The following is a 24,248-nucleotide window of genomic DNA, read 5'->3' on the forward strand; positions in this document are numbered from 1 at the left end:
CCGCACACCCTCCGCCACCTAGAAATACCGAAAGGGTCGCAGCAATGACCGAAACCCGCACAGTGCCGGCGAACTGGGCGCCCATCCCGACTCGCGGCCGCGCCAAGGCGCACGCCTTGATCCGCCATCCGCAGGCGTGGATCGCGCGCAAGATCCGACGACAGCGCGGGCTTGCCGCCGATGTTGAGGTTCCCGTCAGCGCCGCGGACATTCTCGATCGGCTGATGCAACTGCCGATCAGCGTATGGACGTACGGCTACGACCATGACTCCGTGCGGCATCTCGGGCCGATGGCCCAAGACTTCGCAGCCGCCTTCGGGCTCGGCGACAACGATCGGCGGATCAACCTCGTCGACGCCAACGGTGTGGTGATGGCCGCGTTGCAAGCACTGGCCCGTCGGGTAGGTGAACTCGAAGATGAGCTCGGCCGGCTGTCGACCCAGAGCAGTTCACTGGTGCCTTGACACCGGAACGGCAGTCTCCATCAGCAGCCCCGCGAGGCTGAAAAGGATTCCCAGCGTTACCGGTGCGACGTAGTAGACACCGATCGCGATCTCGGCCGCTCCGCCGGAGAACAGGTTCACCACCAAGGCCCCTGCGTTGGCCCAGAACACGGTGACCATCACAGCGAGCAGTCCCACCCCCGCCACCAGGCTGACTGCGCCGTATGTCGCGAGCCACCTTTGTCCGGGATGTGGCCGCCGGCGCAACGCTGCACCCAGTGCAGCACGGGCTCTGATCGCCAAGTCAGGTTCGTCGAGCCAGTCGGCCAGCGCCCAGTGACCGTCGACCTGCAGGACCGGCGCAAGATTGATCATCATGTCCACAATCGACAGAATTGCCAAGCGCCAGAACACAATTGCCCATAGAGTGCTGGAGGCTAGCTGGGCGGCGATCGCGAATAATGCTGTTGTGACCGTGTCCACCATCAAACCGGCCAGAGCCTGGACGACACGGGCGCGCCGGGGCAGGGTCAGGGCTGCAGTGGAATCGACGAAGAACGATACTGCGCCCCAATAGAATCCGAAGCCGGCGCGGCGTGGCACCCGGTCGTAGTGCACCAACGCGACAGCATGGCCGAGTTCGTGGCACGCGGTCGCCGCTAACCCCAACACGATCATCGCCAGGGCTTCGACGAGGGGCGTGTCACTAGCCGCGGGCAAGTCGGGCCTTCCGGCCAGCAGTGCCACCAGTCCGCCGACGACGATCAACCCGGTGGCGAACCGGCCGACCGGGTGGAGCACCAGCGGCAGTAGGCGGCGATCCAGCCAGCGGGCCGGGCGTTGAACGCCGCCGATCATCAGTCCCGATCGTGTTATCGCCCAACCTGATGGCGTCCCCGCGGGGCGGGGTGCACCTGCATCCGCCGGAATATCAGTCAGGATGCCTTGCGCGATGAGGTCGCCCACGAGGCCAGGCTGCATCGGCGGCCCCAGCCGTTGTTGGAGCTGCCCTGGATCGGGGTCGTCGGCCAGCATGGCGGGGAGTTGGCCAGCGCGTGGGTGTTCCAAAAGCACGGTATCGCCGTTGCTGCCCGCCAATAGCAGCCCGCGCTTGCTCAGGCGCCACGCGGCGTGCGGGTCGAGCCTAACCATGGCCGTTACGCGTCGCGACGTGGGCAAAGCTCGCGTTCGACTCCGGCACTTCTCGGCTCCCCCCGACGCAGGCGGCGCGTTATTGCCGCCATGTCGAGCGTAAGAACGAGCCGGTCACTCGGATACCGGGTTTTCCCTGGACATGTTGGAGTGGCTAGTCCGCCGTCGTGGGCACGTCGCGGCTGTCGGGCACCAGCTCATGCGGTTCGGTCTCGGTGTCGTCGATACCGAAGCTGATGATGCGCTTGGGGGTGATCCGGATGATGGCCGCATCCATGCCGTCGCCGTTGGCGGCCTCGGCCTGCTCGGCGGTGCCGCGGACCTCTAGACAGCGCACCCGCCACGGGCTGCGCGACGCGATGTCGTCGACGACGAATGCGACGGTGTTGTTGGTGGCGAGATTGCGGAACTTGCGGCTCTTCGACATGTTGTAGCCGACGACGTCGATGGTGCCGAGCGCCTCGTTGTAGGTGAAGCCGACCGGGCTGTTCTGTAGTGTGCCGTCCGGCTGGATGGTCGCCAGCCTGCCGAGATCCGCCGACTTCAGGTAATCGATTTCGTGCGGTTTGAAGGACATCAACCCACGGTAGGACCTCAAGTTCGGTTGACGTCAACAGCTGACGCATACGTCACCGACGCAGGCGGGTTGCTGCTGGGGTGAATTTAAAACTTAGGTCCGTGGTATTTGCCTATGCCACGTAGCATTTGCCTTCACATGAAAGAAAGTCCGTGACACGGATCTCCTTTCCCGGGGGTGGGTCCCTCGGGGGAGGCGCAGGTAATGCTTGAGTCAGAGCCAGTGAGTGACCTCGACGCAAATGAAGAAGCGGCACCCGCCGACCCGGTCATGGAGGAACAGGTCGCTGTCGAGGCTCAGCAACAAGGAGATGTTTCGGTTGCTCCTCATTCGCGGAGCCGCTTGAGTGGCTCTTGGGGTGTACTCGTAGTAGCGCTGCTGGCGTTGGTACTCAGCTCAGTGGGCTCCAATCGCATCTGGTTCTCGGGCGACGAACTCGCGACGATTTCCGGCTCCACTCGAACGGTGCCCGAGATGTGGAGGATGTTCGGCCACATCGATCTGCAACAGGCTGTCTATTACTCGTTGATACACATCTGGCACTCCGCGATCCCGGTAAGCGAGTTTTCAACGCGACTTCCCAGCGCACTTGGGGTGGCGATCGCTGCGGCCGGTGTAGTTGTACTCGGAAAGCAAATCTCCACCCCCAAAACGGCGTTCACCGCCGGACTGGTATTCGCCGTCCTTCCCCGCGTGACCTTCTCTGGCATAGATGGCCGTGTCTATGCCCTCACGATGGCAGTCGCAGTATGGCTGACGGTGTTCTGTGTGGCTGCCGCCCGACGGGGGCGTCCGTGGTGGTGGGTGGTTTATAGCCTGTGTTTGATACTTGCAATCCTGACCAGTATTCACCTGATCCTGATCATCCCCGCTCATGCAGTGGTCGTGCGGAGCTACGCCAACAATTCTCGTGCCTTCCGCAATTGGACCGCAGCGGCGGCAGCGTCCGTCTTCGCGATGGTGCCGTTTCTTTTCGCTGTCAAATTGATGTTCCCCGGGAGGTGGATTCCCAGATTCACTTGGCATACCGTCCGACATGTCCTTCTCGATCAGTATTTCGGAACGGATTTTGGATGGTATGTAGGCAATTCTGCGTTGGTGGCTTTGGTGGCGGCCATCATTGTCTTGGTCGCCCTCGTGCTCGGCTTTCGTTCGGGCGGACGCCATTTGAATGCGCCGTTGGCGATAGTGGTGACGTGGATCGTGGCGCCAACCCTGTTCCTGCTGTTGTTGACGGTGGTCAGTCCCGCCTACATACCGCGCTATATGTCATTCACGGCTCCCGCCTTCGCTTTGCTTCTGGGCACGTGCATCACGGTGGTGGCACGGTCGTGGGTTCGGATCGGGGGCGTCCTAGCGGTGTTCGTCATCGCTGTCACGCCCGTGTACTTGGCACAGCGTGCGATACCGTTCATCAGGAATAACCAGGACTACGGCCAGGTCGCCCAGATCATCGACAATAGCGCCACACCAGGTGATTGCTTTTTAATCGAAGACACCGACAAGAAGCGGTGGCCGCCGTTGCGGAGCATGGTCGTTGCCCGGCCTGAAGTTTATGAACGCTTGACAGACCCAGGCGTCCTCGTCTCAGATAACATCTTCAACTGGTCCAAAAAGCCATCGCAAGTGGCCGCCAAGCTCGCCGCGTGCCCGGCTGTGTGGGTTATCTCTGATCGGGACTCGACAGTGCCTTCCCACCAACAAGGGCCGGCACTTTCCCCAGGCCCTCTGTTGGGAACGACAGAGTCATTTCAGGTGACGAGCGGTTTAGGGTTCCGGGTCGTCGAAGACTGGCAACTCAGGTCAACCCAGCTCACCAAGTTGATGCGTTAGGTTCGCCCCGACGCGGCCACGGGATACTCGAACCATGCCCGCCCGCCGCGATGCCGACCCTGAGGCCACTGTGGCTGCTGTGCATGCCCTGGGTCCCTGGCTGTCCGACGAGGACGCGGCCGCGCCTGACCGCGCCGCGATCGCGGTGGCGGTTCGGCTCACCGCCCGCACCCTGGCCGGGCTGGCGCCGGGCGCCAGCGTGGAGGTGCGCATCCCACCTTTTGTTGCGGTCCAATGCATCTCCGGACCCCGACATACCCGCGGCACTCCACCCAACGTGGTCGAGACCGATCCGCGGACGTGGCTTCGGCTGGTGACGGGCCTGCTCGACGTCGACGAGGCGGCCAATCGCGGGGCGCTGAGGCTGTCCGGCTCGCGGGCCGGCGAGATCGCGGCGTGGCTTCCCCTTGTGACAATCGGCAAGTAGTCGGCCCGACACTCGGCGTTCAATTCCGCGTTTGCCTCCGATGCCCGTAAACTGAGTTACGTCACCGATCCCCAGCCAGGGAGCAGCCCATATCGTGACCGAAGAAGTCGAAAACCCACCTGCGGAAGAATGCGGCGTCTTCGGAGTCTGGGCTCCGGGCGAAGATGTTGCGAAACTCACTTATTACGGCCTCTATGCCCTGCAACACAGGGGCCAGGAGGCGGCCGGTATCGCCGTCGGCGACGGTTCGCAGGTGCTGGTGTTCAAGGATCTGGGCTTGGTCAGCCAGGTATTCGACGAGCAGACACTGGCCGCGATGGAAGGCCACGTCGCCATCGGGCACTGCCGCTACTCGACGACCGGCTCGACCACCTGGGAGAACGCCCAGCCGGTTTTCCGCAACACCGCGGCGGGCACCGGACTCGCGTTGGGTCACAACGGAAATCTGGTCAACACCACCGATTTGGCGGCGCGGGCGCGCGAGGCCGGGCTGATCAACCCGCACATGCCGGGTGCGGCAACGACCGACTCCGACATCCTCGGTGCACTGCTGGCCCACGGCTCGGCGGACTCCAGCATCGAACAGGCCGCCCTCGCGCTGCTGCCCACTGTGCGCGGCGCGTTCTGCCTGACCTTCATGGACGAGACCACGCTGTACGCCGCCCGCGACCCACACGGCGTGCGGCCGTTGTCGCTGGGCAGGCTGGACCGCGGCTGGGTGGTGGCCTCCGAGACGGCCGCGCTCGATATCGTCGGCGCGTCCTTCGTCCGCGACATCGAGCCCGGTGAACTGCTGGCGATCGATGCCGACGGCGTTCGCTCCACCCGGTTCGCCAACCCAACCCCCAAGGGCTGCATCTTCGAGTACGTCTACCTGGCCCGGCCCGACAGCATGCTCGTCGGTCGCTCGGTGCACGCCACCCGCGTCGACATCGGCCGCCGGCTGGCGCGGGAGAAGCCGGTCGAGGCCGACCTGGTCATCGGAGTGCCGGAATCCGGCACCCCCGCCGCGGTGGGCTACGCCCAGGAATCCGGTATCCCGTTCGGCCAGGGCCTGATGAAGAACGCCTACGTCGGGCGCACGTTCATCCAGCCGTCGCAGACCATTCGGCAACTGGGTATTCGCCTCAAGCTCAACCCCCTCAAAGACGTGATCCGCGGCAAGCGGCTCGTCGTCGTCGACGACTCGATCGTTCGCGGCAACACCCAACGCGCCCTGATCCGGATGCTGCGGGAAGCCGGCGCCGTCGAAGTGCACGTGCGCATCGCCTCACCGCCGGTGAAATGGCCCTGCTTCTATGGCATCGACTTCGCCACCCCCGCCGAACTCATCGCCAACGCGGTGGACGACGAGGGCGAGATGCTCGAAGCGGTGCGCCACGCGATCGGTGCCGACTCGCTGGTCTACATCTCTCAGCAGGGCATGATCGCAGCGACCGAACAGCCGCCGACCCGGTTGTGCTGCGCCTGCTTCGACGGCAACTACCCGATCGAGCTGCCGGGCGAGGCCTCGCTGGGTAAGAACGTCGTCGAGCACATGCTGGCCACCGCAGCCCGCACGGGCATTCCGATTCAGCCGGTGCAAGGCGACAACGCCAACGTGTCGGCGCTCAGTAGGCCCTGACCGCCGCTCACCGCTGCGGCAACCGTGCGGGACCGGCCCAACCCGGATCGCTGGGCAGCTGTGCGGCGTCGCCGGTGTCCCAGCTGGGTTTGAACCCGACGCGAGCCAATGCCGCTGAGACCGCTCGTCGGTAGGGCGTGAGCCCCGCTGCCGGTGGCTCGATGATGGTGTCGATGTCGTGGTTGTCCATCACCGCATCACAGTGCAGCGATTCGACCAGCGGTCGGGCCAGCCCGGACGGAATGGGCGTCACCAACCCCACCCAGAGCGAGGCGATCCGCGGCGTCAGCACCGGCAGCACCAGGATGCGCCTGCGGGCCAGCCCGGCGACTTCGGCGTAGATCTGCATCATGTCGCCGTACTCCAGGACGTCCGGGCCGCCGACGTCCCACGTCCGCGATGTCGGCACCACGGCGGTTGCTGCGGCGGCCAGGTAGTGCAGCATGTCGCTGATCGCGATCGGCTGGATCTTGTTGTGCACCCATTTCGGTGTCGTCATCACCGGCAGCCGGTTGGTGAGGTGACGAATCATCTCGAACGAAGCCGAGCCCGAGCCAACCACGACACCCGCCTGCAGCACGACCGTTTCGATGTCCGAGGCGATGAGGATCTCACCCACCGTGGTTCTCGACGCGAGATGCGTTGACAGGTCGGCACTTTCAGGGTGCAGGCCGCTGAGGTAGACGATGCGACGGACGCCGGCGTGCCGTGCGGCGGTCACGACGTTCTGCGCGGCGCGACGCTCTTCGGCGGCGAAATCCGCGGACGTGCCCATGGAGTGCACCAAGTAGTAGACGACGTCGACGCCGGTGAAGGCATCGGTGAGCGAGTCGGCGTCACCGAGATCACCGCGGGCGACCTCGATCTTGTCGCGCCAGGGCACGCCCGCCAGCTTGTCGGGAGTGCGCGCCAGCGCACGCACCTCAAAGCCGTCGTCCAGCAGCCGAGGTACCAGACGGCTGCCGACGTAGCCGGTGGCACCGGTCACCAGGCACCGAGTTCGCAACGCCGCCATACGCCCTCCATTCATCGGATCGGTGATTCGTAGCCGATGACCGGAGGGATTGCCCCTTATTCGAAAGGGCAACCCGGATTGGGCATGTCCACGGCCAGCGGACTGCCGGCCGGGTCGATGTAGAGCACCCACATCACCAACGGTGTGGAACCTTCGTTGCGACCTTCGTGGATGTAGCCCGTCCCGCTGCGTTCGGTGATGGCGTCGCCCGCGTTGTAGACGCCGTCCACTGAGCAGTCGCCCTCGTAGTGCGTCAGCGTGCCTTCTCGGATCACCCCGAAGACCTGCCCGGGGTGGTAGTGCCACCCGGTGGTTCCGCCAGGGGCGATGGTGATCTCGCGGCTGATGTAGTCCTTGCCGTTGAGCGTGGCCTGCGACATGACAACGCCCTGGACGCCGACGCCGGGCGTGGCCGCGGCTGAACCGGGGACCAACATCACCGCGCCCAGTGCGACCGACGCTGCCATGGACACTCTGAACGGTTTCATGGGGGAAGAGGTTGCCACACAATGTCCCCATGGCATTTCGCGGCTGGCCGATCGAGGCCGTCGAGTTCTACGAGGGCCTGTAGGCCGACAACTCGAAGGTGTACTGGACCGAGCGCCGGTCGGTCTACGACCGTCAGGTGAAGGCGCCGATGGAGGAGTTGCTGGCCGAACTGGCCGAGGAATTCGGGGCAGGCAAGCTGTTCCGGCCCTACCGCGACGTGCGGTTCAGCGCCGACAAACTGCCGTACAAGACCAACTGCGCGGCGATGATCGGCTCCGGATACGTGTCGTTCTCGGCCGACGGGCTCTCGGTGGGCAGCGGCCTGGCGCCGTGAAATTCTTCGCGAATGGGCCGGACTCGGCCGCGCTGGCCCGCTATCGTGCGGCCGTCGACGACAAGAAGTCCGGGGCCGAGCTGGCCGGGATCGTGGCGGTGCTGCACGACGGCGGCTACGACACGATGGCCCACGAGGTGCTCAAGACGGCGCCGAGGGGATATCCCAAGGACCACCCGCGCATCGAGCTGCTCCGGCACAAGGGCATCGCGATGATGAGGACCTGGCCCGTCGGCGCCTGGCTGGGCACTGCGAAGGCCAAAGATCGGGTGGTCACGGCCCTGCGGGCCGGGGCGCCGCTGCGCGAGTGGCTGGCCCGCAACGTCGGCTGACGATGGCCCGTTTCGGCTGCGGTCGGGGACCGGTAGCCTTATGCGCGATGACGGATCGCGAGGAAGACAACCACATTTCCTACGCATCGGCCGGGGTGGATATCGAGGCCGGTGACCGCGCGGTCGAGCTGTTCAAGCCGCTGGCGAAGCGGGCCACCAGGCCCGAGGTGCGGGGCGGGCTTGGCGGGTTCGCCGGGCTGTTCGCGCTGCGTGGCGGCTATCGGGAGCCGCTGCTGGCGGCGTCGACCGACGGTGTCGGGACCAAGCTGGCCGTGGCTCAGGCGATGGACAAGCACGACACGGTCGGCCTGGACCTGGTCGCGATGGTCGTCGACGACCTCGTGGTGTGCGGCGCCGAGCCCCTGTTCCTGCAGGACTACATCGCCGTCGGGCGCACCGTCCCGGAACGGGTCGCCGCGATCGTGGCCGGCATCGCCGAAGGCTGCGTGGCGGCCGGTTGCGCGCTGCTGGGCGGGGAGACCGCAGAACACCCGGGGCTGATGGAACCCGACCACTACGACATCTCCGCGACCGGCATCGGCGTCGTCGAGGCCGACGACGTGCTGGGGCCCGAGCGGGTCCGTCCCGGTGACGTGATCATCGCGATGGGCTCCTCAGGCCTGCACTCCAATGGCTATTCGCTGGCCCGCAAGGTCCTGCTCGAAATCGACCGGATGGATCTGGCCGGCCACGTCGAGGAGTTCGGCCGCACGCTGGGTGAAGAACTGCTCGAACCCACCCGCATCTATGCCAAGGACTGTCTGGCGCTGGCTGCCGAGACGCAGGTACGCACCTTCTGCCACGTCACCGGTGGCGGGCTGGCGGGCAACATGGAGCGGGTTGTCCCGCCCGGCCTTGTCGCCGAGCTCGACCGTGGAACCTGGACGCCTGCACCGGTATTCGCGATGATCCAGCAGCGCGGACGGATCGACCGCGTCGAGATGGAGAAGACGTTCAACATGGGCATCGGCATGGTCGCCGTCGTCGCGCCGGAGGACACCGACCGCGCGCTGGCGATCCTGACTGCACGCCATCTGAATTGCTGGACGCTGGGCACTGTCACCAAAGGCAAAGACGGCCCACGAGCCAAGCTCGTGGGACAGCACCCACGCTTTTAAGAGGGAGGCGGCCCCCGCTTTTAGGAGGAACGGCCTAGGGCCGCCAATCGTCCTCGTCTGTCCACGAGTCGTCGACGAAACCGTTCTCGGACTTTTCGGGTTCGCTCCCGCCCGAACCGGCCAACTCCTTACGGAGCCGATCGACATCGATCTGCGGAGAGCTGTATTTCAGCTCTCGAGCAACCTTGGTCTGCTTTGCCTTTGCCCGGCCGCGGCCCATGGGGGAACCCCCTCGCGCAATAACGGAGCGGCCCGGGATGCAGGCGGCTCCGATCTGTGTGTTGGTTATTGTCCTGCTAACACCTTACCGTGCCCCGGTGCGATGTGCTGGCAGGCCCGTTCGCCCGTGGGTGAACGTCACACCGCGCCGCGGCGCAGCCGCTCGACGGCCAGTCTCCCGGCACCCACCGCGTCAGTCGGCGGCAGTGAGTCCGGGTCGATTTCCGCGGCCACCTGATGCTCGCCGCCCGTGGTCAGCGGCGTATCGGCCGGGATTCCGCGCTTCACCAGAGCCAGGGCGATCGGGCCGAGATCGACGTGATCGACGACGGTGCCGAGGCGCCCGACGACACGCCCAGCGGCCAGCAGCGGGTCCCCGGTGACCGGACGGTCCCCGGAGCCGTCGAGATGCACCAGAACCAGCATCCGGGGCGGCTTTCCCAAGTTGTGGACGCGGGCCACGGTTTCCTGACCGCGATAGCAGCCCTTGTCGAGGTGCACAGCCCCTTGCCCGGGCGCGCCGATCCAGCCCGCCTCGTGCGGGATGGTCCGGTCATCGGTGTCCACGCCGAGTCGAGGCCGCTGTGCGGCCACCCGCTGCGCCTCGTAGGCCCACACCCCGGCGCGGCGTACTCCGGCGGCCTCCAGCCGGGCCAGCCAGTCGGCGGTGCTGGCGCGCGGCACCACCAGGTCGAGTTCGATCTGGCCCGGTTCGGTGGGCACCCGGCGCAGGAAACCGCCACCGGCGACCTGGACTGCGGTGGACTCGGCCGGCAATTCGTCGATGCCGAGGGCCGCGAGGACGGCGGGTTCGGCCAGGCGGGGGCCGAGCAGCGAAAGCACGGCGAGGTCGGCGGCTACGGGTGCGACGTCGGACCAGAACACCATCTTGCGCAGGTAGGCCAGCAGGGGCTCGCCGCGCGCCGGTTCGGTGTCGAGATAGGTGACCCCGTCCAGCTCGGTCTGCACCCAGTGATCCTCGACGCGGCCCTGCCCGTCGAGGCTCAGGTTCTCGGTGGACGTGCCGTCGGGCAGCTCGCTGACGTGTTGCGTGGAAATCGCATGCAGCCAGCTGCGCCGGTCGGCTCCGGTCAGCGCGAGCACAGCTCGGTTGGACCGGTCCACCACGACGGCGTCGTAGGCGGCGGAACGCTGCTCGCCTAACGGGTCGCCGTAGTGCCAGACCGTGCCGGCATCGGGGGAACTGTCAGGGGCGGGGACGGCTGACACACATCAACTCTACGGGGCTGCCAGTACGCTGTGGCTTCATGCCTGGCATGCCTGCCCGCCCATCGGTGCTCGTCACGCTCGACGGCGAGGTGCGTGATCCGGGTCAGCCGCTGTTGTTCGCCGATGACCTGGCCGCGGTACGCGGTGACGGTGTATTCGAGACGCTGCTGGTCCGCGACGGCCGCGCTTGCCTGGTGGAAGCGCACCTGTACCGGTTGGTCCAATCCGCCAAGATGATGAACCTGCCCGAGCCGGACCTGGCGGCCTGGCGGCGGGCCATCGGCATCGCGGTCGGGCAGTGGACCTCAGCGACCACCGGCGAGGGTGCCCTGCGGCTGGTCTACAGCCGCGGCCGGGAGAGCGGAACGGCGCCGACTGCCTACTTGACGGTGAACCCGGTGCCGGAGCGTGTCGTCGCCACCCGCCGCGATGGAATCGCCGCGGTGCTGCTCGATCGTGGACTGCCGGCCACCGGGGTGGACGCCATGCCCTGGTTGGTGGCTGGCGCCAAGACGTTGTCGTACGCCATCAACATGGCCGCGCTGCGCCATGGCGCCGAAAAGGGTGCCGGGGACGTCATCTTCGTCAGCTCGGACGGATATCTGCTCGAGGGCCCGCGCTCGACAGTGGTGGTCGCCGCCGACGACGGCACAGGCGGCACATGCTTTCTCACGCCGCCGCCGTGGTACCCGATCCTGCGCGGAACCACCCAGCAAGCACTGTTCCAGGTTGCCCGTGACAAAGGCTACGACTGCGACTTCCGTGCGCTTCGGGCGTCGGATTTGCTTGATGCTCAGGGGGTTTGGCTGGTATCCAGCATGACGCTGGCGGCCAGGGTGCACACCCTCGACGGTCGACCATTGCCACCCACCCGGCTGGCCGCCGAGGTCACCGCGCTGGTTGACGCCGCGATCTTCTGCGATCGCTGACCGCGAAAATCTCTTGGCACACCCCCGGGTGCGCGAGTACGGTCGGCCGTACACAAGAGAGGAGGTGGTCCGCCAAATTGATAGCTTCTAGGACATGTGAGGTGGCTGCCAGCTAGCAGCACCAGGTATGCCAGGAATCACCTGCGCCCTGCGCGCGCTGGCGAATCCCCGGCAGCTACCCGGCCCCCGAGCTCCTGGTTTGTCCAACCAGGGAAAAGGCTCGGGGGCCGCCCTCTTTGCAAGACCTGGCCGGATGAACCGCCTTGAGCGCATTCCTGGCGCGATGGCCCGCGGTGCGCGATGATGCCGCGCATGCGTAATGGGTTGATTGCGGTCGTGACGGCTACTGCGGCAGTGCTGAGTTTGGCGGGGTGTGCGCCGTCCGACCAGAAGCCGGCGGCGACCGGAGGCGCCACGTGTGACAAGGGCGCGCTCGCCACGTTGAAGTCTTCAGTGCTGACCTTCGGCACCGATCAGCCGGCCTACCCGCCGTGGTTCGTCGACGATAATCCGGCCAACGGCAAGGGCTTCGAGTCCGCGGTGGCCTACGCCGTCGCCGACAAACTCGGCTACGACAGCAAGAACGTTGCGTGGGTGCGGGTTCCGTTCAACGCGGCCATCGCACCGGGGCCAAAGACATTCGACGCCAACCTCAATGAGTTCTCGATCACCGACGAACGCAAGCAGGCCGTCGACTTCTCGTCGCCCTATTACGACGTCACCCAGGCCGCCGTGACCATCAAGTCCTCGCCTGCGGCGAAAGTCACCACGCTGGCCGGCCTGCGGGACCTGCGACTCGGTGCACAGGTCGGTACCACCAGCTACGACGCCGCCAAGGCACTGGGTACCAAGGGGCCCGTCAACGTCTACAACAACAACGACGACGCCAAGGCGGCATTGACCAATGGACAGATCGATGCGCTGGTGCTCGATCTGCCGACCGCGTTCCAGGTCCAGAGCGAGCTGGCCGACGGCGATATCGTCGGCCAATTTCCTTCTGGTACAGCCAAACCCGAACAATTCGGCATCGTCCTGGACAAGGGCAGCGCGTTGACGTCGTGCGTGTCGGGTGCGGTCGACGGCCTGCGCTCGGATGGCACGCTGGCCAAACTGCAGCAGCAGTGGCTGGCCGAAGCCGGCGACGCACCGGTCCTGAAGTGACCGCGCTGGCCGCCGAACGCCTCGCCTACCGGCGGTCACGGGCTCGGCGGTCCACGTTCGTCGCTCTGGTGTCGACGCTGGTGTTCGCGGCGGTGGCCGTGGTGGCCACGACCTCGTCGCCGGGCTGGCCGCGGGTACGGGACTCATTCTTCAATTTGCGGATCGGCTGGCACAGCGTGCCTGCGGTGCTCGACGGCCTCTGGCTGAACGTGCGGGTGCTGGTGGTGTGCCAGGTGCTGATCCTGGTGTTCGGACTGACGCTGGCCACCCTGCGCACCCTGCGCGGCCCGGTCTGGTTTCCGGTCCGCGCCATGGCCACCAGCTATGTCGATCTGTTTCGCGGCCTGCCGCTGATCATCTGCCTGTACCTCGTCGGGTTCGGCCTGCCGGGACTGCGGCTGTCGGGCGTCCCGAACAACCCGGTGCTGCTCGGCGGCTTGGCGCTGGTGCTGGTGTATTCGGCGTACGTCGCCGAGGTGTTCCGTGCCGGCATCGAGTCGGTGCACCCGTCGCAACTGGCGGCGGCGAAATCACTCGGCCTGAACTACCAGCGGACCATGCGGCTGGTCGTGTTGCCGCAGGCGGCGCGCCGGGTCACCCCAGCCCTACTCAACGATTTCGTTGCGCTGCAAAAGGATTGCGGGCTGATCTCGGTGCTGGGAGCCGTCGACGCGGTGCGTGCTGCCCAGATCCAGGTGGCCAGTAGCTACAACTTCACCCCCTACGTGGTGGCCGGTCTGTTGTTCGTGGCGCTGGCGGTGCCGTCGGCGCGGTTGGCCGACTGGGCGTCGCGGCGGGCCGCAACCCGCCAGGGCGCGCTATGAGCGCGGTCCTGTCGGTGCGCGGTCTTGCCAAAAGCTATAGCGAGCGCACGGTTCTCGACGGTGTCGATCTCGATGTCGCCGAACACCAGGTGGTGGTGCTCATCGGGGCGTCCGGCTCGGGCAAGTCGACGTTGCTGCGCTGTGTGGACTTACTCGAGGACATCGACGACGGGCAGATCTTCCTCGACGGCCGCGATATCAGCGATCCGCGGGTGGACGCCGACGCCGCGCGTCGGGCGATGGGCATGGTGTTCCAGTCGTTCAACCTGTTCCCGCACATGAGCGTGCTGCACAACGTCACGCTGGCGCCGCGGGTGGTGCACCGTCGCGACCGCCGGGAGGCCGACGAGCGCGGCCGCGAACTGCTGGCCCGGGTCGGATTGGCCGACAAGGCTGACGCCTATCCCGACAAGCTGTCCGGCGGCCAGCAGCAGCGGGTGGCGATCGCGCGGGCCCTGGCCTACGAGCCTCGGCTGCTGTTGCTCGACGAGATCACCAGCGCGCTGGATCCCGAGCTCGTCGGCGAAGTACTCGAGCTGGTCGGCGAACTGGCCGCCGCCGGGCGGACCATCGTCATGGCCACCCACGAAATGGGCTTCGCCCGCCAGGTCGCCGACACGGTGTGCTTCCTCGACGGCGGCCGGATCATCGAATCAGGCCCTGCTGAACAGGTTTTGACCGCCCCTGCGCACGAACGGACCCAGCACTTCCTGCGCCGGGTTACGGGCGGCTGACGGGCCGGGGCTCACCAGTTGTTGTGATCGGGACACGAAACGTCGATATAGACGGTGGTGGGTTTGTCGGAATTGCCGGGCGACCCGTCGGGATTGTGGATAGCGGTGACCGAGCACCTGTCCAGTGACGTTCTGCTGTACCCGAAAACCCAATTGATGCCGACCTGATAGCCCTGGCTCTGAAGGTCGCGGACGGTATCGGCGGCCGACTCCGCACCCGCTACGGGCCACGGCGGGTCGGCGGCGGCAGGTGCCGCCATGATCGCGGCGGCCACTGTGGCGATGAGGATCACCGGTTTCACCCTCATGACCCGATGGTACGAGCTAGCCGGCCGGCCCCGGCTCCAGCTGGGAGCACGCTTTTTTGGCCTGGTCCCAGACCCCGGGATCGACGTCCGCCGGTGGGCCCAGCACGCCCGCGCCTGCCGAATCGGGCACGCCGTGCTGGTGCAGGCACTGGGCCAGCGATCCATGCTCGGCGGGGGCGACGCTCGTGGGGGCGACGGCGCTGGTGGTTGCGCTGGTGGTTGCCAGGCCGGTGGTGCTGGGCGCGGGACTGATCACTGTCGGCTGCGACGGAGTGGGTGCCGGTGCGCAGCCGGCGAGGATCGCGGTGGCCGCCGTGGCGACCCCGAAGGCAAGGCTGCGCATCAGCCGACGTGTCGCGTCAGCCGCGCGGAAAGATGGGGAATCAGGCCGCCGTCGGCATCGACCCGCTCCTCCACGTAGGCCAGGTCACCGCCCTCGACGATCCCGTAGAGCCGCTTGGCACCGCCGACCAGCACGCCGGACTTGCTGCGCGCCAAGGCATCGGTCACCAGCTCCCACGACGACTGCGTGAGCGGTTGGCCGTAGAACAACTCGACGTAGCCCGCGGAATGCGCCAGCAGCAGCTCGATGGCCTGCGACTCACCTGGATCGCCTGGGTCCTCGGCGAAACGCCAGAAGCCGGTCTCGCGCAGCCCAGGGGAGTGGTAGTCGCCGCCCTCGCCCAGGCGCCAGGACCGGGCGTCCCAGTTCAGATAGTCCCCGCCGTCGTGCGAGACGACGATCTGCTGCCCGAAGCGGTAGTCGCCATCGGGCCCGCGGCCTTCGCCTTCGCCGCGCCAGACCCCGACGAGCGGCAGCAAGGCCAGCAGTGCGTCGTGCAGATTGGCGCCCAGGCGCAGATTGGCGGTGTCGGCGGGCAACGGCAGGTCGTCGAACACCGGGATGTTTCGGCCGGCCGTCTCCCTGGCCCGTTCAATTGCCGCGGCGACGGCGCGATCACCGCTACCGGAAATGTCCTCGGAACTCACGACTCGTCGGTGATCAGTCGGTAGAGCGCGTACAACGCGAACCAGGTGATCAGCACGACCGCTGCGACCAGGAGGATCTCGTAGAAAAGAACCACGATCGCCAGTCTATCCGGGGCTCGGGCGGACTTGGCCCCCCAGCCCCCCCCCACAAACCAACCGTGATATAGACCACCTGGTTGCCGGCACCCGAGGGCGCCACGGTGGCGTCGCCGTTGCCGACCTTCGACAGCGCGCGGACGGTCCAGGTGCCCGGCGCGGCGAAGAACCGGAAATCGCCGGTCGCCGAGGCAACCACCTCGGCGGTGAACTCGTCACTGGAGTCCAGCAGGCGCACGAACGCGCCGGCCACCGTCTGACCGGAGTCGTCGACGACGCGTCCCGTGATCACGGTCTCCTTCTCCAGGTCGACACCGGCAGGCAGGGTCTGTCCTTGTTTAGGTGCAGAGCACATGATCAACTTCCCAACTCGATCGGGGCTCCAACAAGGGAGCCATATTCGGTCCAACTACCGTCGTAGTTCTTGACGTTCCTGTGCCCCAACAGTTCCTGGAGCACGAACCAGGTGTGCGACGACCGCTCGCCGATGCGGCAGTAGGCGATGGTCTCCTTCTCGCCGTCCAATCCCGCGGCAGCGTAGAGCTTCGCGAGGTCGTCATCGGACTTGAAGGTGCCGTCCTCGTTGGCCGCCTTGCTCCACGGGACGCTGATCGCGGTGGGGATGTGCCCGGCACGCTGGCTCTGCTCCTGCGGCAGGTGCGCGGGCGCGAGGATCTTGCCGGAGAACTCGTCGGGGGAGCGGACGTCCACCAGATTCTTGGTACCGATCGCGGCGATCACCTCGTCGCGGAACGCGCGGATGTTGTTGTCGGGCGCCGCGGCGCTGTACGACGTGGACGGGCGGGTGGGCACGTCGGTCACCAGCGGGCGCCCGTCGAGCTCCCACTTCTTGCGGCCACCGTCGAGCAGCTTGACGTTCTCGTGGCCGTAGAGCTTGAAGTACCAGTACGCGTACGCGGCGAACCAGTTGTTGTTGCCGCCGTACAGGATCACGGTGTCGTCGTTGCCGATTCCCTTGTCGGACAGCAACTTCGAGAACTGCTGCTGGTCGACGAAGTCACGCTTGACCTGGTCCTGCAGCTCGGTCTTCCAGTCCAGCCGGACGGCGCCGGCGATGTGGCCGCCTTCATAAGCCGAGGTGTCCTCGTCGACCTCGACGAAGACGGTGTTCGGCGCGTCGAGATTGCTCTCGGCCCAGTCAGTCGAGACCAGGACGTCGGAGCGTGCCATGAAGTGGTTCCTTTCGGTTGCGTGTCAGAAGGCTCAGGGGGTGGCCGTGGCGGGCCGCAGCCGCGCCACGAGGGGGTAGAGCTGGCAGCCGAGGCAGATGCCGAAGGCTGCGTTGAGGAAAGCGGCGAAAAGGGCGAAGGCGGTGGCGATCGTGCCCAGCAGCGGCACACCGAACGCGAAGCCGGCGACGCCGACGACGGCGAACACCAACCCCACCAACTGTGCGAACTTCAGCGGCGGCACGGGTTCCCGCTCGGAGACGGGGCTAAGCCGCGGGGCCACGAGCTTGGCGAAGATCAGCCCGTACGGGTGCTGACGCGGCCCGCGCAGCGCGCCGATCGCGAACACGACGGCCTGCAGTCCCAGTAGGACGGCGGCGGCAACCGTGCTGAACCCCGAGACGGCCAGGACCGCGATCAGGACGGCGGTAGTGACCCACGCCGCGAAGCGGGGCCCACGGACGTCTACCTGCGCCGGGCCGGTGGTGGTGTTGTTTGTGGTCGACATCTATCTACTCCTGTTGCTCATCGGGCTGGACGGAGGCAGGCCGCATACGGCCGCTCCAGAGTGGCGGCGCGAAAGAAAGGCGCGGCTACTCAGCAGCTACAGCAACAACAGCAACAACCCGCGACGCGGCACAGATCCACTGCGCGACGCTTGGTGAGCGATAGCTCGAGGCGGGCTGACACGTCAGACATGTTACCCAATGACCAGGGTCTCAGGCCAACAGAGGTTCGAGGGCCGAGCGCAGGTCAGCGGCCTTGGGAACCCCTGCTGTGCGGTATCGCTGCCGGCCCTGCGCATCGAAGATGAACGTCGTCGGCAATGACATCACCGAAAGCTTGCGTGCGGCAGCCGGATTGGCATCCAGGTCGATCTCGACGTGAGCTACCTCACGCATGTCGGTGCAGACCTGGTTGACTACCCGCCGCACCCCCGCGCACGGTCCGCACCACACTGCGCTGAAGTGCACGATCGTCGGCCCCGTGCGGGAAAGTCCCAGGTCGCTGACGTCGACATCGGGCGATTCGGCTTCGCGGACGACACCCGAACGCCGGTTGTGCAGCACGCCGGCGACCCCGGCCACGGCCAACGCGGCGACGATGGCGACGATCGCGGTGATGAGTGCAGGGGTCATGACTGTTTGAACCCGTCGAGGCGGATGGTTACTCCCTCGGTGATGCCTTCGATGATGATGTCGGACCCGCGGGCGCCCTCGGTGGTCGGGCGGACGCCGAACGGCAGCTTCTGGCCTGGCAGGCTGCCGCTGAACGCCGCCAGCACCGCCGACTTCTTGTCGTCGGGCACCGCCTGGTCGGCTGTGCCCGGGCCGGTCTGCACATCCGTGGCGGTGAAGACCAGTGTGGTCTGGTCCGCGCCGCCGATCGACAGATCGACCGCGACGCTGACCGGCTTGTCGAAGCCGGCCTTCTTCAACGTTCCGGTGAACACCAACCCCTTGCTGCCGGAGATGCCCGACTCAGTGGTGCCGCCGGTGGCGTCGTTGGTCTCCTTGGACGGGGCCTCCACCATCAGGTCGTTGATCCCCATGAACCGGCCCAGGTGGCCCGAGTCGATGATGATGCGACTCTCCAGCTTGCTTACCGGCAGATTCGCGTCCGGCCTGATCAGCCAGGAAGCCTCGGTGAGGTCGATGTTGTGCAGGGTGGCTTCCAGCGAGGCCCTGCCGACCACCGGATGGTCCACCCCGTTGGCCTTGATCTCGATCTCGCTGAAATGGTGCTGGGCGGCCTGGCGGATGAATGGGAAGCCCAGGATGGCAACCGACGGGTCGAACGAGAGTCCCGCAGCCGCCCGGACGGCACGTGCCAGCCGGTATTCGGCATAGATCGTCGCACCGAAATCTGCGCCGACTGCCCCGACGACCACAGCGATGACCGCGGCGCCCAGGGTGATCAGCAGCTTTCGCACCTGCATATTCTGGCCCACGGCCGGCGGGAAGCCACCGCCGCGCACCCGAGAACAGTGACCTGACTCCGCCAGATCGGCTAAATAGCAGGTAGCGGGTTAAAGTTAGACGACCCATGGTCGGGTAACGGCCATATGTCGCCCATGAGTCTGGTGGGTCAACGCGACGGCGCTGTCGGCGATGAGTATCCAGGGCATTGGAGAATCTGTTGGATCTGCTACTTCTCACAGTCGACCCGCACCCGGAATCGGTGCTGCCGTCGCTGGCGTTGTTGGCGCACACCGTGCGGTCCGCGCCAACCGAGGTGTCGTCGCTGCTGGAAGCGGGCACCGCCGACGTGGCGATCGTCGACGCACGCACCGACCTGGCCGCCGCGCGTGGCCTCTGCCGGCTGCTCGGGACCACCGGCACGTCGGTACCCGTGGTGGCCGTCGTCAACGAAGGCGGCCTGGTCGCCGTCAACATGGACTGGGGCCTCGACGAGATCCTGCTGCCCAGCACCGGCCCGGCCGAGATCGACGCCCGCTTGCGCCTGCTCGTCGGTCGGCGCGGCGGCATGGCCAACCAGGAGAGCGCGGGCAAGGTCAGCCTCGGTGAACTGGTCATCGACGAAGGCACCTACACCGCTCGGTTGCGCGGTCGCCCCCTTGACCTGACCTACAAGGAGTTCGAACTCCTGAAATACCTCGCGCAGCACGCCGGCCGGGTGTTCACCCGCGCGCAGCTGCTGCAGGAGGTGTGGGGTTACGACTTCTTCGGCGGCACCCGCACGGTCGACGTGCACGTGCGGCGACTACGCGCCAAACTCGGCCCGGAATACGAGTCGCTGATCGGCACCGTCCGGAACGTGGGCTACAAGGCAGTGCGCCCGGCACGGGGACGTCCCGCTGCGGCCGAACCCGAATACACCGAGGACGACGAGGAAGACGGCTTCGACGACGGCGAAGACGTCATCTCGGAGTCGGTGCGCAACGCAGTGCGGTCCGCCACGATGTCCCACCCGCTTCGCAGTCAGTGACGGCGCCGCACTGGCGCACCGCCCTGACCCCGGTCGAGCAGGAACAGGTGCGTGCTGTCATCGAGGCCGCCACCCGATCTGACGGTGTCGCCCCGGTGGGCGAGCAGGTGCTGCGGGAATTACGTCGGGCAGGAGCGGAGCGACCCGGGGATCAACACAGTCATGCGCGCACCAGGCATCTAGCCGTCGCAGACGGCGACGCGGTGGTGGGATATCTCAATCTGACGCCGGGCCGCGATGACGCCGACGCGATGGGCGAACTCGTCGTACACCCCGACGCCCGTCGTCGCGGCATCGGGACGGCGCTGCTGCGGGCAGCCACCGACGAGGCCGACGGCGCGGTCCGGTTCTGGGCGCACGGCACCCTGCCTGCGGCGCGGGCGGTGGCCGACGCGCTCGCCATGGCGGTGGTTCGGGAGTTGATGCAGATGAGCCGGACACTGCGCGATGTACCCGAGCTCGTTGTCCCCGAAGGCATCACCCTCCGCAGCTACCTGGGCGCGTCCGACGATGCCGAGCTGCTGCGGGTCAACAACGCCGCCTTCGCGTGGCATCCCGAGCAGGGCGGCTGGGAACAAGCCGACCTCGACGAGCGACGCGGCGAATCCTGGTTCGACCCCGAGGGCCTGTTCTTGGCCTTCGAAAACGGTAGCGCCGACGACTCGGGTCAACTCCTGGGTTTCCACTGGACGAAGGTCCACGCCGAGCAGCCCGGACTCGGCGAGGTGTACGTCGTCGGTGTTGACCCCGCCGCGCAGGGACGCGGCCTGGGCCGCGCACTGACGGTGGTCGGCATGCAGCACCTGGCGGCGCGGTTGATCTCCCACGACCAGCCGGAAGTCATCCTCTATGTCGAGGCCGACAACACCGCGGCCGTGAAAACCTATGAGCGGCTGGGGTTTGCTGTGTCAAGCGTCGACACTGCCTACCGTCCGGCTTCGTCAGCGAATACTCATCCCGGTGGCACGCACAGCTAGTTAGCGGTAATTCGCAACGCCCCGTTCATCAACCTGTTCACCCTCCGTTCATATTCCGGGTGGGTTCCGTCCACCCCGAACGCCTAACTTCCCGGTTGATGCATGCGCCCCTACCGGGGCGAACAGGGCAACACTGGAGAAAGTGGGATAGGTGAATCTGAACAGGTTTGGCAAGGCGTTCTTCGTGACCGTGTCAGCAACGGCCATCACCGGCCTGACGCTCACCGCCTGCGGAAGCGACAACAACTCCGGATCCTCGTCGTCGACGAAGGCCTCCGGCTCGTCCAGTGCGTCCGCCGACTGCGGTGGCAAGAACGCGCTGACCGGCGAGGGTTCGACCGCGCAGCAGAACGCCATCGCCGTGTTCAACCAGGTGTGGGGCCAGAAGTGTCCTGGCAAGAACCTCTCCTACAACCCGACCGGCTCGGGCGCGGGTGTCACCCAGTTCATCGCCGGCCAGGTCGACTTCGCCGGGTCCGACTCTGCGCTGTCCAAGGACCAGGTCGACCCCGCCGCCAAGCGCTGCGCCGGTAACCCGGCCTGGAACCTGCCGCTGGTCTTCGGTCCCGTCGCACTGGGCTACAACCTGCCGGGCGTCGACAAGCTCGTGGTCAACGCCGACGTGCTCGCCAAGATCTTCACCGGTGCCATCAGCAACTGGAACGACCCGGCGATCGCCGCACTGAACAGCGGCGCCTCGCTGCCCGACCAGAAGATCACCCCGATCTACCGCTCGGATTCCTCGGGCACCACCGACAACTTCCAGAAGTACCTGGGCGCGGCCGCTCCGCAGACCTGGACCAAGGGTGCGGGCAAGGAGTTCCAGGGCGGTGCCGGTGAGGGCGCGCAGAAGACCGCAGGCGTGGTGCAGGCCGTGCAGGCCACCCCGGGTGCGATCGGCTACGTCGAGAAGGGCTTCGCCGACCAGGCCAAGCTGACTGTCGCCCAGATCGACAACGGCGGCGGACCCGTCGCGCTGACCGACGACACCACCAAGGCAGCGATCGACTCGGCCAAGATCTCGGGCAGCGGCAACGATCTGGTCCTGGACCTGAAAGACCTGTACGCCACGAAGGCTGCGGGTGCCTACCCCCTGATGCTGGCGACCTACGAGATCGTCTGCTCCAAGGGCTATGACGCCGATACCTCGGCGGCGGTCAAGTCGTTCCTGACCGTAGCGGCCAACGACGGCCAGGCAGGACTGCCTGCGGCTGGTTATGTCCCGCTGCCGGATGCGTTCAAGCAGCGGCTCCTCACGGCCGTCAAAGCAATTCAGTAGTAGCGCTGGCGAGGCAGGTCGATTGCGGTGACGATGGAGAGATCAGTGAGCGATGGGGTGGATGTGACCCAAGACGTACCCGGACCTAATCCAGTGAATGCTGGGTCCGGAGAAGTTGTGGCCGCACCCTTCCCCGAGAAGCCTTCGATCCCGACGAATCCGTCCGGAACCGCCAAAGTACGGATGGGCGACCGGATCTTCCGAGGGCTGTCCGAAGGTTCCGGCATTCTCGTCATCGCGCTGATCGCTGCGATCGGCCTGTTCCTCGTCTGGCGTGCGGTACCGGCGCTGGGGCGTAACGAGGCGAACTTCTTCACCTACGGCGGTAACTGGGTCACCACCGATACCGCCCACATGAAGTTCGGCATCCTGGATCTGCTGCAGGTGACGGTGTTCGTCTCCCTGTTCGCACTGGTCCTGGCGATGCCGATCGCGCTGGGAATCGCGATCTTCCTGACGCAGTACGCCCCGCGCCGGGTGTCCGGGCCGCTGGGCTACATGGTGGATCTGCTGGCCGCGGTGCCGTCGATCATCTACGGCGTCTGGGGCCTGTACGTGCTGGCGCCGGTGATCAAGCCGTTCGCGATGTGGCTCAACGGCAACCTCAGCTGGATCTTCCTGTTCGACACCGGTAATGCGTCGGTGGCCGGCGGCGGAACGATCTTCACCGCCGGCATCGTGCTGGCGGTGATGATCCTGCCGATCATCACCGCGGTCAGCCGCGAGGTGTTCGTCCAGACGCCGCGGGGCCAGATCGAGGCAGCACTGGCGCTGGGCGCAACCCGCTGGGAAGTGGTCAGGACCACGGTGTTGCCCTTCGGGCTCTCCGGCTACATCAGCGGGGCGATGCTCGGCCTGGGCCGCGCCCTTGGCGAGACGATCGCGCTGCTGATCATCCTGCGCGGAACGCAGAAGGCGTTCGGCTGGTCGCTGTTCGACGCCGGCTACACCTTCGCCAGCAAGATCGCCTCGGCCGCTTCGGAATTCAACGACGAGTACAAGGCGGGGGCCTACATTGCCGCCGGCCTGGTGCTGTTCATCCTGACGTTCGTGGTCAACTCGGCGGCCCGCGCCGCGGTGGCCGGAAGGGGTGCCCGATGACCTCGACTCTGGACCAGCCGGTCAAGGCGCCCACTTTCCAGGCGGTCAGCTTGCGGCGCAAGGTGACCAACCAAGCTGCCACGGTTTTGGTGACGCTGTCGGTGGCCGTCGCTGTGGTGCCGTTGATCTGGGTGCTGTACTCGGTGATCACCAAGGGCCTTGACACCGTCCTCGACAGCGCGTGGTGGACGCATTCGCAATCCGGGATGACGGCCTTCGCGGCAGGTGGCGGTGTTTACCACGCCTTGATCGGTACGGTGCTGCAGGGACTTTTCTGCGCGATCATCTCGATTCCGGTCGGCGTGTTCGTCGGCATCTATCTGGTCGAGTACGGCGGCGGCACCAGGCTGGGCAAGCTCACCACGTTCATGGTGGACATCCTCACCGGTGTGCCCTCGATCGTCGCGGCGCTGTTCATCTACGCCCTGTGGGTCGCCACTCTGGGCTTCCAGCGCTCCGGGTTCGCGGTGTCACTGGCTCTGGTGTTGCTGATGATCCCGGTGATCGTGCGCTCCACCGAGGAGATGCTGCGGATCGTCCCGATGGACCTGCGCGAGGCAAGTTACGCACTCGGCGTCCCGAAGTGGAAAACCATTGCCCGCATTGTCATTCCGACGGCGCTGTCGGGCATCGTCACCGGGATCATGCTGGCGCTGGCCCGCGTCATGGGGGAGACGGCACCGCTGTTGATCCTGGTCGGGTATTCGCAGGCAATGAACTTCGATATGTTCAACGGATTCATGGGCTCGCTGCCCGGGATGATGTACGACCAGACTTCGGCCGGTGCGGGCGCCAATCCTGTTCCGACCGACCGGCTCTGGGGCGCGGCGCTGACGTTGATCGTGCTGATCGCGGTCCTCAACATCGGTGCGCGTTTCGTCGCCAAGTTCTTTGCCCCGAAAAAGGTTTAGGAGACT

29 protein-coding genes and 2 pseudogenes are annotated in these 24,248 nt (G+C 66.3%); 16 read left to right on the forward strand and 15 right to left on the reverse strand.

From position 1 onward, the window contains the following. Positions 1–44: 44 nt before the first annotated feature. Entirely contained in the window at positions 45–464 is a 420-nt protein-coding gene (locus SLQ31_RS04480) for a tail fiber domain-containing protein (RefSeq protein WP_319430025.1), read from the forward strand. On the opposite strand, the gene SLQ31_RS04485 is transcribed toward SLQ31_RS04480, so the two are convergent. Continuing rightward, positions 450–1,595: a hypothetical protein gene (locus SLQ31_RS04485; protein ID WP_319430027.1), complete on the reverse strand. Its 1,146-nt coding sequence runs from the start codon at positions 1,593–1,595 to the stop codon at positions 450–452. The genes SLQ31_RS04480 and SLQ31_RS04485 overlap by 15 nt on opposite strands. 154 nt (positions 1,596–1,749) lie before the next feature. Next, complete coding sequence (locus tag SLQ31_RS04490) at positions 1,750–2,172, reverse strand: PPOX class F420-dependent oxidoreductase (protein WP_319430029.1); 423 nt, start codon at positions 2,170–2,172, stop codon at positions 1,750–1,752. Between the two features lie 222 nt (positions 2,173–2,394). Here SLQ31_RS04490 and SLQ31_RS04495 point away from each other — a divergent pair, with 222 nt between their 5' ends. The 3 genes from SLQ31_RS04495 (at position 2,395) to purF (ending at position 6,056) form a co-directional block, all read left to right on the forward strand. Further along, positions 2,395–4,005, forward strand: a complete 1,611-nt coding sequence (locus tag SLQ31_RS04495) for a glycosyltransferase family 39 protein (RefSeq protein WP_319430031.1) — start codon at positions 2,395–2,397, stop codon at positions 4,003–4,005. Positions 4,006–4,039: 34 nt separating this feature from the next. Beyond that, a complete protein-coding gene (locus SLQ31_RS04500) occupies positions 4,040–4,432 on the forward strand; it encodes a sterol carrier family protein (protein WP_319430033.1) in 393 nt (130 codons plus the stop codon). Between the two features lie 94 nt (positions 4,433–4,526). Next, a complete protein-coding gene (gene purF, locus SLQ31_RS04505) occupies positions 4,527–6,056 on the forward strand; it encodes an amidophosphoribosyltransferase (RefSeq protein WP_413641510.1) in 1,530 nt (509 codons plus the stop codon). Between the two features lie 31 nt (positions 6,057–6,087). Here purF and SLQ31_RS04510 read toward each other — a convergent pair. Both SLQ31_RS04510 and SLQ31_RS04515 read right to left on the reverse strand, forming a co-directional pair. Continuing rightward, positions 6,088–7,071 (reverse strand): annotated as a pseudogene (locus tag SLQ31_RS04510) (NAD(P)H-binding protein); the annotation flags it as partial. A 56-nt stretch (positions 7,072–7,127) separates the two neighbouring features. After that, the gene (locus SLQ31_RS04515) at positions 7,128–7,559 is read right to left on the reverse strand and encodes a cupin domain-containing protein (protein WP_319430035.1); all 432 of its coding nucleotides are present in this window, start codon (positions 7,557–7,559) and stop codon (positions 7,128–7,130) included. A 98-nt stretch (positions 7,560–7,657) separates the two neighbouring features. On the opposite strand from SLQ31_RS04515, the gene SLQ31_RS04520 reads away from it, so the two are divergent. The 3 genes from SLQ31_RS04520 to purM are packed head-to-tail and all read left to right on the forward strand — an operon-like array spanning position 7,658 to position 9,344. After that, on the forward strand, positions 7,658–7,894 hold the full coding sequence (locus SLQ31_RS04520) for a DUF2461 family protein (protein ID WP_319430037.1): 237 nt from the start codon (positions 7,658–7,660) through the stop codon (positions 7,892–7,894). After that, entirely contained in the window at positions 7,891–8,226 is a 336-nt protein-coding gene (locus SLQ31_RS04525) for a DUF2461 family protein (RefSeq protein WP_319430039.1), read from the forward strand. Before SLQ31_RS04520 ends, SLQ31_RS04525 begins: the two co-directional genes overlap by 4 nt. A 47-nt stretch (positions 8,227–8,273) precedes the next feature. Further along, positions 8,274–9,344 (forward strand): phosphoribosylformylglycinamidine cyclo-ligase, encoded by a 1,071-nt coding sequence (gene purM / locus SLQ31_RS04530; RefSeq protein ID WP_319430041.1) that lies wholly within the window; start codon positions 8,274–8,276, stop codon positions 9,342–9,344. 34 nt (positions 9,345–9,378) lie between these two features. On the opposite strand, the gene SLQ31_RS04535 is transcribed toward purM, so the two are convergent. Together SLQ31_RS04535 and SLQ31_RS04540 are read right to left on the reverse strand one after the other, a co-directional pair. Then, positions 9,379–9,564 carry a DUF3073 domain-containing protein gene (locus SLQ31_RS04535; RefSeq protein ID WP_319430043.1) on the reverse strand — a complete coding sequence of 62 codons (186 nt, stop codon included), beginning with the start codon at positions 9,562–9,564 and terminating at the stop codon, positions 9,379–9,381. Between the two features lie 137 nt (positions 9,565–9,701). After that, a complete protein-coding gene (locus SLQ31_RS04540) occupies positions 9,702–10,793 on the reverse strand; it encodes a folate-binding protein YgfZ (protein WP_319430045.1) in 1,092 nt (363 codons plus the stop codon). A 47-nt stretch (positions 10,794–10,840) separates the two neighbouring features. Here SLQ31_RS04540 and SLQ31_RS04545 point away from each other — a divergent pair, with 47 nt between their 5' ends. The 4 genes from SLQ31_RS04545 (at position 10,841) to SLQ31_RS04560 (ending at position 14,441) form a co-directional block, all read left to right on the forward strand. Beyond that, a complete protein-coding gene (locus SLQ31_RS04545) occupies positions 10,841–11,722 on the forward strand; it encodes an aminodeoxychorismate lyase (protein ID WP_413641883.1) in 882 nt (293 codons plus the stop codon). 312 nt (positions 11,723–12,034) lie between these two features. Continuing rightward, entirely contained in the window at positions 12,035–12,883 is an 849-nt protein-coding gene (locus SLQ31_RS04550) for an ABC transporter substrate-binding protein (protein ID WP_319430048.1), read from the forward strand. Continuing rightward, positions 12,844–13,707, forward strand: coding sequence for an amino acid ABC transporter permease (locus SLQ31_RS04555; protein ID WP_319430050.1), 864 nt, complete (start codon positions 12,844–12,846; stop codon positions 13,705–13,707). The genes SLQ31_RS04550 and SLQ31_RS04555 overlap by 40 nt, the downstream gene beginning before the upstream one ends. Then, a complete protein-coding gene (locus SLQ31_RS04560) occupies positions 13,704–14,441 on the forward strand; it encodes an amino acid ABC transporter ATP-binding protein (protein ID WP_319430051.1) in 738 nt (245 codons plus the stop codon). Before SLQ31_RS04555 ends, SLQ31_RS04560 begins: the two co-directional genes overlap by 4 nt. Before the next feature lie 11 nt (positions 14,442–14,452). Here SLQ31_RS04560 and SLQ31_RS04565 read toward each other — a convergent pair whose 3' ends face one another. The 9 genes and pseudogenes from SLQ31_RS04565 to lmeA form a co-directional block, all read right to left on the reverse strand. Further along, a complete protein-coding gene (locus SLQ31_RS04565) occupies positions 14,453–14,749 on the reverse strand; it encodes a hypothetical protein (RefSeq protein WP_319430052.1) in 297 nt (98 codons plus the stop codon). Positions 14,750–14,765: 16 nt separating this feature from the next. Then, a complete protein-coding gene (locus SLQ31_RS04570; RefSeq protein ID WP_319430054.1) occupies positions 14,766–15,092 on the reverse strand; it encodes a hypothetical protein in 327 nt (108 codons plus the stop codon). After that, entirely contained in the window at positions 15,092–15,739 is a 648-nt protein-coding gene (locus SLQ31_RS04575; RefSeq protein ID WP_319430056.1) for an FABP family protein, read from the reverse strand. The genes SLQ31_RS04570 and SLQ31_RS04575 overlap by 1 nt, the downstream gene beginning before the upstream one ends. Positions 15,740–15,893: 154 nt before the next feature. Beyond that, positions 15,894–16,190: pseudogene (locus SLQ31_RS04580) on the reverse strand (DUF1416 domain-containing protein); the annotation flags it as partial. A 2-nt stretch (positions 16,191–16,192) separates the two neighbouring features. After that, positions 16,193–17,026 carry a sulfurtransferase gene (locus SLQ31_RS04585; protein ID WP_319430058.1) on the reverse strand — a complete coding sequence of 278 codons (834 nt, stop codon included), beginning with the start codon at positions 17,024–17,026 and terminating at the stop codon, positions 16,193–16,195. A 33-nt stretch (positions 17,027–17,059) separates the two neighbouring features. Further along, the gene (locus tag SLQ31_RS04590; protein ID WP_319430060.1) at positions 17,060–17,533 is read right to left on the reverse strand and encodes a DUF4395 domain-containing protein; all 474 of its coding nucleotides are present in this window, start codon (positions 17,531–17,533) and stop codon (positions 17,060–17,062) included. Between the two features lie 89 nt (positions 17,534–17,622). Next, the gene (locus tag SLQ31_RS29455; RefSeq protein ID WP_413641511.1) at positions 17,623–17,724 is read right to left on the reverse strand and encodes an Ms5788A family Cys-rich leader peptide; all 102 of its coding nucleotides are present in this window, start codon (positions 17,722–17,724) and stop codon (positions 17,623–17,625) included. A gap of 20 nt (positions 17,725–17,744) precedes the next feature. Next, the gene (locus SLQ31_RS04595; protein WP_319430061.1) at positions 17,745–18,164 is read right to left on the reverse strand and encodes a thioredoxin family protein; all 420 of its coding nucleotides are present in this window, start codon (positions 18,162–18,164) and stop codon (positions 17,745–17,747) included. Then, positions 18,161–18,964: a mannan chain length control protein LmeA gene (lmeA, locus tag SLQ31_RS04600; protein WP_319432834.1), complete on the reverse strand. Its 804-nt coding sequence runs from the start codon at positions 18,962–18,964 to the stop codon at positions 18,161–18,163. The genes SLQ31_RS04595 and lmeA overlap by 4 nt, the downstream gene beginning before the upstream one ends. A gap of 197 nt (positions 18,965–19,161) precedes the next feature. Here lmeA and SLQ31_RS04605 point away from each other — a divergent pair, with 197 nt between their 5' ends. From SLQ31_RS04605 to pstA, 5 genes are all read left to right on the forward strand, one after another. Beyond that, entirely contained in the window at positions 19,162–19,974 is an 813-nt protein-coding gene (locus tag SLQ31_RS04605; RefSeq protein WP_319432836.1) for a response regulator transcription factor, read from the forward strand. Next, complete coding sequence (gene mshD / locus SLQ31_RS04610) at positions 19,971–20,951, forward strand: mycothiol synthase (protein WP_319430062.1); 981 nt, start codon at positions 19,971–19,973, stop codon at positions 20,949–20,951. The genes SLQ31_RS04605 and mshD overlap by 4 nt, the downstream gene beginning before the upstream one ends. A 151-nt stretch (positions 20,952–21,102) precedes the next feature. Continuing rightward, positions 21,103–22,230, forward strand: a complete 1,128-nt coding sequence (gene pstS, locus SLQ31_RS04615; RefSeq protein ID WP_319430064.1) for a phosphate ABC transporter substrate-binding protein PstS — start codon at positions 21,103–21,105, stop codon at positions 22,228–22,230. 33 nt (positions 22,231–22,263) lie between these two features. Beyond that, positions 22,264–23,331, forward strand: coding sequence for a phosphate ABC transporter permease subunit PstC (pstC, locus tag SLQ31_RS04620; RefSeq protein ID WP_319430065.1), 1,068 nt, complete (start codon positions 22,264–22,266; stop codon positions 23,329–23,331). Further along, on the forward strand, positions 23,328–24,242 hold the full coding sequence (gene pstA / locus SLQ31_RS04625) for a phosphate ABC transporter permease PstA (protein WP_319430066.1): 915 nt from the start codon (positions 23,328–23,330) through the stop codon (positions 24,240–24,242). The genes pstC and pstA overlap by 4 nt, the downstream gene beginning before the upstream one ends. Positions 24,243–24,248 lie beyond the last annotated feature (6 nt).

Origin of the sequence: Mycobacterium sp. RTGN5 (assembly GCF_033804465.1) — a bacterium.
In the GTDB taxonomy this organism is placed as follows: Bacteria; Actinomycetota; Actinomycetes; order Mycobacteriales; family Mycobacteriaceae; genus Mycobacterium.

Coding starts and splice junctions, on each gene's coding strand:
- SLQ31_RS04480 (WP_319430025.1), top strand. CDS start 45: ATGACCGAAACCCGCACAGTGCCGGCGAACTGGGCGCCCATCCCGACT.
- SLQ31_RS04485 (WP_319430027.1), bottom strand. CDS start 1,595: ATGGTTAGGCTCGACCCGCACGCCGCGTGGCGCCTGAGCAAGCGCGGG.
- SLQ31_RS04490 (WP_319430029.1), bottom strand. CDS start 2,172: ATGTCCTTCAAACCGCACGAAATCGATTACCTGAAGTCGGCGGATCTC.
- SLQ31_RS04500 (WP_319430033.1), top strand. CDS start 4,040: ATGCCCGCCCGCCGCGATGCCGACCCTGAGGCCACTGTGGCTGCTGTG.
- SLQ31_RS04515 (WP_319430035.1), bottom strand. CDS start 7,559: ATGAAACCGTTCAGAGTGTCCATGGCAGCGTCGGTCGCACTGGGCGCG.
- purM (WP_319430041.1), top strand. CDS start 8,274: ATGACGGATCGCGAGGAAGACAACCACATTTCCTACGCATCGGCCGGG.
- SLQ31_RS04535 (WP_319430043.1), bottom strand. CDS start 9,564: ATGGGCCGCGGCCGGGCAAAGGCAAAGCAGACCAAGGTTGCTCGAGAG.
- SLQ31_RS04545 (WP_413641883.1), top strand. CDS start 10,841: ATGCCTGCCCGCCCATCGGTGCTCGTCACGCTCGACGGCGAGGTGCGT.
- SLQ31_RS04550 (WP_319430048.1), top strand. CDS start 12,035: ATGCGTAATGGGTTGATTGCGGTCGTGACGGCTACTGCGGCAGTGCTG.
- SLQ31_RS04560 (WP_319430051.1), top strand. CDS start 13,704: ATGAGCGCGGTCCTGTCGGTGCGCGGTCTTGCCAAAAGCTATAGCGAG.
- SLQ31_RS04565 (WP_319430052.1), bottom strand. CDS start 14,749: ATGAGGGTGAAACCGGTGATCCTCATCGCCACAGTGGCCGCCGCGATC.
- SLQ31_RS04570 (WP_319430054.1), bottom strand. CDS start 15,092: ATGCGCAGCCTTGCCTTCGGGGTCGCCACGGCGGCCACCGCGATCCTC.
- SLQ31_RS04585 (WP_319430058.1), bottom strand. CDS start 17,026: ATGGCACGCTCCGACGTCCTGGTCTCGACTGACTGGGCCGAGAGCAAT.
- SLQ31_RS04590 (WP_319430060.1), bottom strand. CDS start 17,533: ATGTCGACCACAAACAACACCACCACCGGCCCGGCGCAGGTAGACGTC.
- SLQ31_RS29455 (WP_413641511.1), bottom strand. CDS start 17,724: ATGTCTGACGTGTCAGCCCGCCTCGAGCTATCGCTCACCAAGCGTCGC.
- SLQ31_RS04595 (WP_319430061.1), bottom strand. CDS start 18,164: ATGACCCCTGCACTCATCACCGCGATCGTCGCCATCGTCGCCGCGTTG.
- lmeA (WP_319432834.1), bottom strand. CDS start 18,964: ATGCAGGTGCGAAAGCTGCTGATCACCCTGGGCGCCGCGGTCATCGCT.
- pstC (WP_319430065.1), top strand. CDS start 22,264: ATGGAGAGATCAGTGAGCGATGGGGTGGATGTGACCCAAGACGTACCC.
- pstA (WP_319430066.1), top strand. CDS start 23,328: ATGACCTCGACTCTGGACCAGCCGGTCAAGGCGCCCACTTTCCAGGCG.